Raw genomic sequence first — 11263 nt, 5'->3', positions numbered from 1 at the left:
TTCCAACAATCCTGGTCAAATCCTGTGTCCCGACCCCCTCGCCAGATCATCAAAGAACTGCCCGAGCCATTCGGGTAACGACTTGGAAGCCACTGTCACAGGATTCGGGATGCTTGAACTAGTTGCCGCGTTTATCTGCCTCACCACCCTCCTCACCTATGTGAATTACCGTTTCATCGGCCTGCCACCCGCCATCGGCGTAATGGTCACGGCGTTACTGTTCTCCCTCATCCTGCAGGGCCTGAGCCTGATCGGCTTCCCCGGCCTGGAAGAACGCGTCGAAGGCCTGATGAACCAGATCGATTTCAACGACCTGCTGATGCACTGGATGCTGGCCTTCCTGCTGTTCGCCGGGGCACTGCACGTCAACCTCAGCGACCTGCGCAGCTACCGCTGGCCGATTGGCCTGCTGGCCACCCTGGGCGTGCTGATCGCCACCGTGGTGATCGGCTACCTGTCGCACTGGGTGTTCGCCCTGTTCGGCTGGCAGGTGCCGCTGATCTACTGCCTGTTGTTCGGCGCGCTGATCTCCCCGACCGACCCGATCGCGGTGCTGGGTGCGCTGCGCACCGCCAACGCCTCCAAGCCATTGAAGACCACCATCGTCGGCGAATCGTTGTTCAACGACGGTACCGCGGTCGTGGTGTTCACCGTTTTGCTGGGCATCATTCAGCTGGGCGAAACGCCGAGCGTCACCGACACCGCCCTGTTGTTCGCCCGCGAAGCCATCGGCGGGGTGCTGTTCGGCGGTGTGATCGGCTATGCCACCTACCGCATGATCAAGAGCGTCGAGCAGTATCAGGTCGAGGTCATGCTGACCCTGGCACTGGTGATCGGTGGCTCGGCGATGTGCTACGAGCTGCATGTTTCAGCACCGATCGCCATGGTGGTGGCGGGGCTGATCATCGGCAACCTGGGCCGCAACCTGGCGATGAACGACATGACCCGCCGCTATATGGACGGCTTCTGGGAACTGATCGACGACATGCTCAATGCCCTGCTGTTCGCCTTGATTGGCCTGGAGCTGTTGCTGCTGCCGTTCAACTGGCTGCACCTGGCGGCGGGTGGTGTGCTGGCGCTGGCAGTGCTGCTCTCGCGGCTACTGACCGTAGCCCCAGCGATCGTGCTGTTGCGGCGCTGGCGGCCGGTGCCCCAAGGCACCATCCGTGTGCTGACCTGGGGCGGCCTGCGGGGAGGCGTGTCGGTTGCACTGGCGCTGTCGCTGCCAATGGGCGACGAACGCGACCTGCTGCTATCGATCACCTACATCGTGGTGTTGTCGTCGATCCTGGTGCAGGGTTTGAGCATCGGACGCGTGGTGCGCAAGGTCAGCGTACAGCCTTGAAAACGCTGGGGCCGCCCTGCGGCCCCAGCGTCATTCGACTGCGGAGTCCGGGAACTGGTCCTGGATATACTTGATTTCGGTCCGCCCATGGGCCGCCGGCAGGCCATCCTCACCCAGGTTGACGAAAACCATCTTGTCGACCGTCAGAATGCTCTTGCGGGTGATCTTGTTGCGCACTTCACACTTGAGGGTGATCGAGGTGCGGCCGAACTCGGTGGCGGTGATGCCCAGCTCGATGATGTCGCCCTGGCGCGAGGCGCTGACGAAGTTGATCTCCGACATGTACTTGGTCACCACGCGCTGGTTGCCTAGCTGGACGATCGCGTAGATTGCCGCTTCTTCGTCGATCCAGCGCAGCAGGCTGCCGCCGAACAGCGTGCCGTTGGGGTTGAGGTCTTCGGGTTTAACCCACTTGCGGGTGTGAAAGTTCATCTGTACTCCTGACCGGCTTGGCTAACGTGAAGTAATGATGGCAGAGCGGCCGCCACCACTCCATTGAACATCGACTATCGTCGCGATAAATCGACAGAAAGCCTTGGGTGTGTCACACAGCCACGGCTATAATCGCAGCCGTTCTCATGGCTGCCCGCAGTGGCGGCCATCCCGCCACCCATCCGAGGGGCGCTGCAGCAGGCTCGGCCTGTCAGGCTCGGTTGGGGCGTTGTCCGCTGAAGCGGACGCTCAACGCACAACGGCGCCCATTCGCACACTACGAATGGAGGCTCTCATGAGCGCTGTACACACGCCTGCTGGTTTTTCCGATTTCAAGGTCGCCGACATTTCCCTGGCCGACTGGGGCCGCAAGGAAGTCATCATCGCCGAATCGGAAATGCCCGCACTGATGGGCCTGCGCCGCAAGTATCAAGCCGAGCAACCGCTCAAGGGCGCGAAGATCATCGGCTGCATCCACATGACCATCCAGACCGCCGTGCTGATCGAAACCCTGGTCGCACTGGGCGCCGAAGTCCGCTGGTCGTCGTGCAACATCTTCTCCACCCAGGACCAGGCCGCTGCCGCCATCGCCGCCGCCGGCATTCCTGTATTCGCCTGGAAAGGTGAAACCGAGCAGGAATACGAGTGGTGCATCGAGCAGACCATCCTGAAGGATGGCCAGCCTTGGGACGCCAACATGGTGCTGGACGACGGTGGTGACCTGACCGAAATCCTGCACAAGAAATACCCGGCCATGCTGGAAAAGATCCACGGCGTGACCGAAGAAACCACCACCGGCGTGCACCGCCTGCTGGACATGCTGGCCAAAGGCGAGCTGAAAGTCCCGGCGATCAACGTCAACGACTCGGTCACCAAGAGCAAGAACGACAACAAGTACGGCTGCCGTCACAGCCTGAACGATGCCATCAAGCGCGGCACCGACCACCTGCTGTCGGGCAAGCAAGCGCTGGTCATCGGCTACGGTGACGTGGGCAAGGGCTCGGCCCAGTCGCTGCGTCAGGAAGGCATGATCGTCAAGGTCACCGAAGTTGACCCGATCTGCGCCATGCAGGCCTGCATGGACGGCTTCGAAGTCGTTTCGCCATTCAAGGACGGTATCAACACCGGTACCGAAGCCGGCATCAACGCCGACCTGCTGGGCCGCATCGACCTGATCGTCACCACCACCGGCAACGTCAACGTCTGCGACGCCAACATGCTCAAGGCCCTGAAGAAGCGTGCCGTGGTCTGCAACATCGGCCACTTCGACAACGAGATCGACACCGCCTTCATGCGCAAGAACTGGGCATGGGAAGAGGTCAAGCCGCAGGTTCACAAGATTCACCGCACCGGCGCGGGTACTTTTGACCCGCAGAACGACGATTACCTGATCCTGCTGGCCGAAGGCCGCCTGGTGAACCTGGGTAACGCCACTGGCCACCCGAGCCGCATCATGGACGGTTCGTTCGCCAACCAGGTGCTGGCACAGATCTTCCTGTTCGAGCAGAAGTTCGCCGAACTGCCAGCTGCCAAGAAGGCCGAGCGCCTGACCGTGGAAGTGCTGCCGAAGAAACTCGACGAAGAAGTGGCCCTGGAAATGGTCCGCGGCTTCGGTGGCGTGGTCACCCAGCTGACCCCGCAACAGGCCGAGTACATCGGTGTGACCGTCGAAGGCCCGTTCAAGCCGGACGCCTACCGCTACTAAGCGGCAGGCTTGAAGCGACACGCTTCAACGCCGAAACCTGAACGATGCCCAAGCCAGATCGGCCATCACCGATCTGGCTTTTACTTGCAGCTTGCTGCTTGAGGCTTGCTGCTCGAGGAACGCCAGATGTCCCAAGATCGCCGTTACAGTTTCGAGTTCTTCCCAACCAAGACCGACGCCGGTCACGAAAAGCTGATGGGCGTGGCCCGCCAGCTGGCCGCGTACAATCCGGACTTCTTCTCTTGCACCTACGGTGCCGGTGGCTCGACCCGCGACCGCACACTGAACACCGTGCTGCAGCTGGAAAGCGAAGTGAAGGTCCCTGCCGCACCGCACCTGTCCTGCGTGGGTGACACCAAGGACGAGCTGCGCGCCCTGCTGGCCGAATACAAGGCCGCCGGCATCAAGCGCATCGTCGCCCTGCGTGGCGACCTGCCGTCGGGCATGGGGATGGCCAGTGGCGAGCTGCGCTATGCCAGCGACCTGGTCGAGTTCATCCGCCAGGAAACCGGCGACCACTTTCACCTGGAAGTAGCGGCCTATCCGGAAATGCACCCACAGGCGCGCAACTTCGAGGCCGACCTGGGCAACTTCGTGCACAAGGTCAAGGCCGGTGCCGATAGCGCCATCACCCAGTACTTCTTCAACGCCGACAGCTACTTCTACTTCGTCGAGCGGGCGCAGAAGATGGGCGTGGACATCCCGGTGGTGCCCGGCATCATGCCGATCACCAACTACAGCAAACTGGCGCGTTTCTCCGATGCGTGCGGCGCCGAGATCCCGCGCTGGATTCGCAAGCAGCTGGAAGCCTACGGCGACGATACGGCGAGCATCCAGGCCTTTGGCGAAGAAGTCATCACCCGCATGTGCGAACAACTGCTGCAAGGCGGCGCACCGGGCCTGCACTTCTACACCCTCAACCAGGCCGAGGCGAGCCTGGCGATCTGGAACAATCTGAAACTGCCACGCTGAAACTTTTTGGCGTCATCAAATTCTCAAACAATTAAGGCTTTAGTCGTAGACTAGGGCCTTATTTATTTTGTGGCTTTGATAGGTGTCGTCTGCAATGCAACATTTTCTGCCATCTCGCCCTCAGCTCGTCTACTTGGCGTTCGGCCCGGCCACCTATCATCAGGAAGCCTGCTTTAGCATCGTCAGCGCTATTGCGAATCTGGGGGGCAATACCAACCTGGCCATCGACATCCAGGTCTATACCGACAAAGCCGAGCCTTACGCAAAACTGCCCGTAACCGTTCATCTGCTTGACGAGGCCACCCGCAAGGCCTGGAACCAGCCCCACGGTTACCACTTCCGCAGCAAGCACGTGCTGTTGCGCCAAGTGCTGCAGCAACACCCCCAGGCCGTGCTGATCGACACCGATACCTTCTTCCGCAAGTCGCCGCTGCAACTGTTCCAGCGGGTCAAGCCAGGCACGCTGCTGTGCAATGCCATTGGCGCGCGCTACGGCGCGAACCAGCAGTGCCTGCTGTACAAGAATCTGCTCGGCATTCTCGAATCACGTGGCCTGGCCGATTGCCAGATGCCGTTGGTCAACTCGGGCGTGATCGGCCTGTGCGCCGAGAACAGCGACGTGCTGGACCGCTCGATTGCCATGATGGACGAGTTCTACCCATTGGCCCGCACTGCCTACACCCTGGAAGAGTTCTGCCTGGCGGTGGCCGCTTACCGCAAGATGGAATTGGCCGAATGCACCGACGTCATTCATCACTACTGGAGCCGCAAGGCCCAGTTCCGCGCCAAGATCCAGGCCTGGCTGGGTAAGCACGGCCATAACCCACTGGGGCCGGCGGCGCTTGCCGATGTGGCACTGGTCAACGACCAGCTGCCACGCCCTCCGACCTTGCAGCGTCTGGGTTACAAAGCCTTGAGCCTGACCATGCCCAGCCGCGAGCGCCAGTTCGTGCGCGAACTGCTGTATGGCTGCTACCCCTACCCCAACGAGTTCGATCGCGCTTGTGCAACGGCCTGGTGGGACAAGGCGCTGGAGAACTTCAACGAACGCCATGGGCGCATCGAGCCCGAGCAATTGCGTCAGTGCCTGCGCCACCCGAGCCTGCGCCTGTCACTGGGCGGCCGGCGCAAGGATATCGAGGCGCACCTGCTGCGTTCTTCCGATCGCTGAGGCCTGAAACAGGGGCTTGATCTTCACTGGCCTTACCCTTGGCGAGCACGTGATCCCGCGCCACGCCACGCATCGCCCATTTGCGGTGCCCCCTACTGCTTACGATGCTGGCAGTCTTGCCGGCACCGTTGAGCAGCAGGAAAGCAGCACGCGGCGTCAGCTCTGTTATACTCGGGCCTTCCCGCCCGGCTCACGCCCGGACGCTCGGCCTCGCAACAGGCATCCCGATCGGCATCGACGCCCCTTGGCGTCCACCCTCCGCTTCCCGGATGCGCAGTGAAAGCCCAGCTGGACCGGACGCGATCGCATCCCTTGGATGCCCGTCGCGCCAGGCAGAACATCCCAACGGGCCCAGCCCACACGAGAACAGGATTGCCCATGTCCTTTGCTTCCCTCGGTCTCTCCGAGGCTCTTGTCCGCGCTATCGAGGCTGCGGGCTACACCCAGCCGACCCCGGTGCAACAGCGGGCCATTCCCGCCGTGTTGCAAGGCCGCGACCTGATGGTTGCCGCACAGACTGGTACTGGTAAAACCGGCGGCTTCGCCTTGCCGATCCTTGAGCGCCTGTTCCCGGCCGGCCACCCCGACAAATCCCAGCGTCATGGCCCACGCCAGCCGCGTGTCCTGGTCCTGACCCCAACCCGCGAGCTCGCCGCCCAGGTACACGACAGCTTCAAGGTGTACGCCCGCGACCTGCCACTGGTCAGCGCCTGCATCTTCGGCGGCGTCGGCATGAACCCGCAGATCCAGGCCATCGCCAAGGGTGTCGACGTGCTCGTCGCCTGCCCGGGGCGCCTGCTAGACCTGGCCGGCCAAGGCAAGGTCGACCTGGCCCACGTTGAAATCCTGGTCCTCGACGAAGCCGACCGCATGCTCGACATGGGCTTCATCCATGACGTGAAGAAGGTCCTTGCCCGCCTGCCGGCCAAGCGCCAGAACCTGCTGTTCTCGGCGACCTTCTCCAAAGACATCACCGACCTCGCCGACAAGCTCCTGCACAACCCGGAGCGTATCGAGGTCACCCCGCCAAACACCACCGTCGAGCGTATCGAGCAGCGCGTCTACCGGCTGCCCGCCAGCCACAAACGCGCCCTGCTGGCGCATTTGATCACGCTGGGCGCCTGGGAGCAGGTTCTGGTATTCACCCGCACCAAGCACGGCGCCAACCGCCTGGCCGAGTACCTGGAAAAGCACGGCCTGACCGCTGCCGCTATCCACGGCAACAAGAGCCAGAACGCCCGCACCAAGGCCTTGGCCGACTTCAAGGCCAACAGCGTACGCGTGCTGGTGGCCACCGACATCGCCGCCCGAGGCCTGGACATCGACCAGCTGCCCCACGTGGTCAACTTCGAGCTGCCGAACGTCGAGGAAGACTACGTGCACCGCATCGGCCGTACCGGCCGTGCCGGGCGCTCGGGCGAGGCCATTTCGATGGTTGCGCCGGATGAAGAAAAGCTGCTCAAGAGCATCGAGCGGGTCACCAAGCAGAAGATCCCGGATGGCGACCTGATGGGCTTCGACGCCAGCCAGGTAGAAGCTGAAAAGCCTGAAGTGCGCGAACGCCAGCAGAACAGCGGCCGCGGCGGTCGCAACCAGCAGGCTCGCGGCGAAGGCGGCAAAGATGCCAATGGCGGCCGCAAGGACAAGGGCAAGGATAAAGGCAAGGCCAAGCCGCAGGCTGCGGACAAGCCGGCCGACAAGGAAAAGTCTGGCGACAAGCAACAGCAGCAACGCAAGCCGCGTGACAAGAAGCCGCGCCAGCAACAGCAGACCAGCAACAGCCCTATCCCGAAACCGGCTGCCGACCGAGATCCAGAGGAGTTCCTGGACGACGATATCGACAACTTCGGGAACCGCGCCGACTACGTCAGCCCTTACCAGAACGCTAAGGGCCAAGGCCGCAACCGCCGTCCGGGTGGTGCAGGTCAAGGCCAGGGCCAGAGCCAAGGCGCAAGCCAGCGCAGCAACAACGGTGGTGGCCAAGGCCGCAACACTGGCGGCCAGCAGCGCAGCGGCAGTGGCGAAAAGCGCCCACGCAACAGCAACGGTGGTGGTGGTGCACGTCGTGACAACAATGGCGCGGGCCGCAACCGTTCGGCCGGGCGTAACGATGCATCGCGCCAGGAGCCGGCAGTACGCAGCCCCCGCGAACAGCACCAGCCCGTGATCATCCGCAAGGAATCCAAGCTCGACCGTTACCCGACGCCAGAGCAGTTGGATGAGCTGCCGAGCCGCCCGCGTGGTGAGCGACCTGCGCTGCTCACCCGCAAAGGCTGAGTTCATGCATCAGGCATAAAAAAACGCCGCCCAATGGGCGGCGTTTTTTATTGCCTGTTCAGCAATATCACTTCTGCTGAACACCTTCGAACACAAAGTACAGCTCAACTTTCTCGGACAGCGGGCCGAGGTCCATGGATTTCGGCGCGAAATCCTTGCGGTTGATATCGAGCTTGCCCTCGAAGCCGGCACGGTAGCCGCCCCATGGGTCCTTGCCTTCACCAATGAAGGTGGCCTTGATCACCACCGGCTTGGTCACGCCAGTCAGGGTCAGATCACCGGCGACATCGGCAGTCAGTTGACCTTCGGCGTTCTTGCCGGTCGGGGTCACCTTGGTCGACTTGAAGGTGGCAGTGGGGTACTTGGCTACGTCAAGGAAGTCCTTGCTCTTGATGTGCTTGTCCCGCTCGGCGTGGTTGGTATCTACGCTCACAGTCTTGAGGGTGACATCGATCTTGCTGGCTTCAGGCTTGGCCGGGTCCCAGCTGAAGTTACCATCCCAGTCCTTGAAGGTACCGGTGATGAAGCTGTAGCCCAGGTGGCTGATCTTGAAATCAACGAACGCGTGCTGGCCTTCCTTGTCGATCTTGTACTCGGCAGCCATGGCCTGGCCGGCGGAGAACAGAGCGGTACCGAGCGCCAGAGCGGCAAAAGTCTTTTTCAACATCCTTACTTCCTTCCTATGCAATTGAGGTTGAGAGTCAAGCTTTGCGGCCCAGCATGCGGGTCAGGGTCGCGTCACGGTCGATGTAATGGTGTTTCAGGGCCGCCAGGGCATGCAGCACGGCGAAGATCACCAGGCCCCATGCCAACCACAGGTGAATCACGCCGGCGACGTCCGCTTGGTCGGGCAGGTCGCTGATCAGCGCCGGCACGTCAAACAGGCCGAACACCGGAATGCCGACGCCGTCGGCAGTGGAAATCAGGTAACCGGCGATCATCACCGCAAACAGCCCGAGGTACAGCGCCAGGTGCCCCAGCTTGGCCGCCACGCGGGTGAATGCCCCGTGGTTGGCCGGTGCCGGCGGTGGCGGACTGATGAAACGCCAGACCACACGCAACAGCATCACCGCCAGCAATACCAGGCCGATGCTCTTGTGCAGGTCAGGGCCGGCCTTGCGCCAAGGGTCGTAGTAGCCGAGATCGACCATCCACAGGCCCAGGCCGAACAGGCCGAAGACTGCCAGTGCAACGCCCCAGTGCAGGACGATGCTGACCACGCCATAGCGAGAAGGTGAATTGCGCAATTGCATGATGACGTAGTTCCCCGTGAAAGCTGTGCACAGACTAGCGCGTAACGTATCGAAGAAAAGCTTAAAAAACTGCTTTGGATTATCGAGAAATACGATGAATAGTGTGTAAGTTACCTATTAAGGAAACATTAACAATAGGCGGAGAGTTCGTGGTTGCCAGTAACGGCCTTTTCGCGGACACGCCCGCTCCCTGTAAGAGCAGGTCTACCCGCGAGAGGCCGTTACAGGATTCAGTTGGCCTTGGCCTGATTATTGTTCACCGCCTTCTTCACCGGCTCGGATTTGACCGTGGCTTTTTTAGGCTCGACGGCCTTTTTCGTCTGTTTGGCCGCAGGCTTGTGTGCCGGTGCATGCTTGGCCGGTACCGGCTTGGCTGGCGCAGCCTTCGTCGCGGCGGGCTTGGCTGGCTCTTCCTTGGCGATTTCAGCAGGGGCAGGCGCTACAGGGGCTGCTGCGGGTGCCGGTGCTGGCGCGCCTGCCTCAACCTTGGGCTCCACCTTGGCAACCGGCGCAGCCTTGACCTCAGGCTTGTCGGAACCACCGAACAGGCGCGAGAAGAAACCGCCGCCATTGTCCTTCTTCGCCACAGCGGCACCGGCTGTCGCCGCTGCCGCGACGGTCGCAGCCTTGGCCGGGTCGAACGACTTGCCGGCAAGCAAGTCCTGCACCTGGCCGGCAGCACGCTGGCCGCTGCGCAGGGCGCCTTCGAGGGTGCCTGGGTAGAGCGCATCGGTGTGCTCACCGGCAAAGGTGATGCGCTGCACCGGGCGCTCCCACAGGCGCCAGTACTTGCTGATCTGCCCTGGGCCGTATGCCAGGTAGGCGCCACCGGTGCCGGCATCGATGCTGTAACGCTTGACCTCATAACCGGTAAACGCACCGCGAGCCTGTGGATAGAACGCATGCAGGCGGATCAGCACCTGGTCGACCATCTGTTTGTCGCCGAACGCCTGCAGCAGCCGCGCATTGTCACCCGACAGGTTGATCACCACGTTGGCACCGCCCTTGAGCGCCGGCTCGATCCACAGCATGCCGAGGCCGGCGTTACTGAAGATCTCGCCCGACATGCGCGCGCGGCTTTCCCAAACAGGTTGCTTGAACTTGAGCATCAGCTGGTCACGCCAGCCGTAGTTGGTGCCCTTGAGCGCCGCCATATGCTGGGTGTCCAGGCCTGGGGTGATCTGAATCTTGGCCAGCGCCCGCAGAGGAACCGCCATCACCAGGTAATCGGCCTTGTAGTCGGTGCTGCCGACCTTGACGCTGACGCCGTCCTTGTCCTGCACGATCGCCGTGACCGGCGAGCTGGTCTTGATGGTCTTCAGTTGCTTGACGAATGCCTGGGCCAGCACCGGGCTGCCGCCTGGCAGGCGCGCGGCACGCAGGTCGCGATCACTGACGCCGCGGTAGACGCGGTTCTGCTGAGCGAAGTAGAGCAGCGACAGGCGCGATGGCTCGTCGTAGCGGGTACGGATCTGCTGGTTGATCAACTGCCGTGCGGTGGCCGGCAATTGCAGCTTGTCGAGCCAGGTGGCGACGTTGATCTGGTCCAGGGCGAACAGGGTGCTGTTCGCCTGCGGGTTGAGCGGGTCATCGATCGAACGGGCCAGGTCGTCGAGGGTCTTTTCGTAGCGCTTGAGGGCCTCGGCGGTAGCCGGCTGCTTGGTGGTCAGGTCGGCGGCGCTGAAGTACTCGCCGTCGATCAGGTAGCCAGGGGTACGGACGAACTCCGGAGCGGGCAGTGTTTCAAGCTTGAAACGGTCAAGGTACTGGTTCAGCACCGGCTGGGCCTTGGCGTTACCGATCCATTCGCTGGTGGCCAGGCCCGAACGGCCACCCATGCCTGACTTGGCCTCCAGCAGGGTGACCTGCCAACCCTTGTTCTGCAGTTCATAGGCCGCAGTCAGGCCAGCCAGGCCGCCACCCACGACGATTGCCGAAGGTGTCTTGTCCTTTGCCAGCGCGGCGCCGCTGGACACACCGATCAATACCAACGCGCACAGGCGCACCCAAGCAGCAGCCATGTCGGCGAACTCCGAGTTGAAATAGCAGGGATGGGAAGAGGCGGGAATGCCCCGAGAGTCGATGCGCTAAGAATACGTCAGGTATCT

At 62.2% G+C, this 11263-nt stretch carries 9 protein-coding genes and 1 riboswitch; of the genes, 5 read left to right on the top strand and 4 right to left on the bottom strand.

Annotated features, from left to right (window positions below; genetic code table 11):
- The first annotated feature begins 109 nt into the window (after nt 1–109).
- Nucleotides 110–1345: a sodium:proton antiporter gene (locus APH33_RS06280; RefSeq protein WP_054884327.1), complete on the top strand. Its 1236-nt coding sequence runs from the start codon at nt 110–112 to the stop codon at nt 1343–1345.
- Nucleotides 1346–1375: 30 nt separating this feature from the next.
- On the opposite strand, the gene APH33_RS06275 is transcribed toward APH33_RS06280, so the two are convergent.
- A complete protein-coding gene (locus tag APH33_RS06275; protein ID WP_054884326.1) occupies nt 1376–1777 on the bottom strand; it encodes an acyl-CoA thioesterase in 402 nt (133 codons plus the stop codon).
- A 178-nt stretch (nt 1778–1955) separates the two neighbouring features.
- Nucleotides 1956–2052: riboswitch (S-adenosyl-L-homocysteine riboswitch) on the top strand.
- Nucleotides 2053–2072: 20 nt separating this feature from the next.
- Between APH33_RS06275 and ahcY the strand changes: the two genes are divergently transcribed.
- The 4 genes from ahcY (at nt 2073) to APH33_RS06255 (ending at nt 7902) form a co-directional block, all read left to right on the top strand.
- The gene (gene ahcY, locus APH33_RS06270) at nt 2073–3482 is read left to right on the top strand and encodes an adenosylhomocysteinase (protein WP_054884325.1); all 1410 of its coding nucleotides are present in this window, start codon (nt 2073–2075) and stop codon (nt 3480–3482) included.
- A 126-nt stretch (nt 3483–3608) separates the two neighbouring features.
- Nucleotides 3609–4454, top strand: coding sequence for a methylenetetrahydrofolate reductase [NAD(P)H] (gene metF, locus APH33_RS06265; RefSeq protein ID WP_054884324.1), 846 nt, complete (start codon nt 3609–3611; stop codon nt 4452–4454).
- A 94-nt stretch (nt 4455–4548) separates the two neighbouring features.
- The gene (locus tag APH33_RS06260) at nt 4549–5625 is read left to right on the top strand and encodes a hypothetical protein (RefSeq protein ID WP_054884323.1); all 1077 of its coding nucleotides are present in this window, start codon (nt 4549–4551) and stop codon (nt 5623–5625) included.
- A gap of 378 nt (nt 5626–6003) precedes the next feature.
- The gene (locus APH33_RS06255) at nt 6004–7902 is read left to right on the top strand and encodes a DEAD/DEAH box helicase (RefSeq protein WP_054884322.1); all 1899 of its coding nucleotides are present in this window, start codon (nt 6004–6006) and stop codon (nt 7900–7902) included.
- Nucleotides 7903–7969: 67 nt separating this feature from the next.
- Here the strand turns inward: APH33_RS06255 and APH33_RS06250 are convergent, their stop codons facing one another.
- The 3 genes from APH33_RS06250 to APH33_RS06240 all read right to left on the bottom strand — a co-directional run bounded on the left by APH33_RS06250 (nt 7970) and on the right by APH33_RS06240 (nt 11176).
- Nucleotides 7970–8569, bottom strand: coding sequence for a YceI family protein (locus tag APH33_RS06250; protein ID WP_054884321.1), 600 nt, complete (start codon nt 8567–8569; stop codon nt 7970–7972).
- A 34-nt stretch (nt 8570–8603) separates the two neighbouring features.
- Nucleotides 8604–9155: a cytochrome b gene (locus tag APH33_RS06245; RefSeq protein WP_054884320.1), complete on the bottom strand. Its 552-nt coding sequence runs from the start codon at nt 9153–9155 to the stop codon at nt 8604–8606.
- 230 nt (nt 9156–9385) lie between these two features.
- Nucleotides 9386–11176: a flavin monoamine oxidase family protein gene (locus APH33_RS06240; RefSeq protein WP_054884319.1), complete on the bottom strand. Its 1791-nt coding sequence runs from the start codon at nt 11174–11176 to the stop codon at nt 9386–9388.
- Nucleotides 11177–11263: the final 87 nt, after the last annotated feature.

This window comes from Pseudomonas sp. NBRC 111130, assembly GCF_001320485.1.
GTDB classification, from domain to species: domain Bacteria; phylum Pseudomonadota; class Gammaproteobacteria; order Pseudomonadales; family Pseudomonadaceae; genus Aquipseudomonas; species Aquipseudomonas vlassakiae.
The sequence above is the reverse complement of the archived record's forward strand: the minus strand, read 5'-3'. Positions and strand labels throughout refer to the sequence as shown.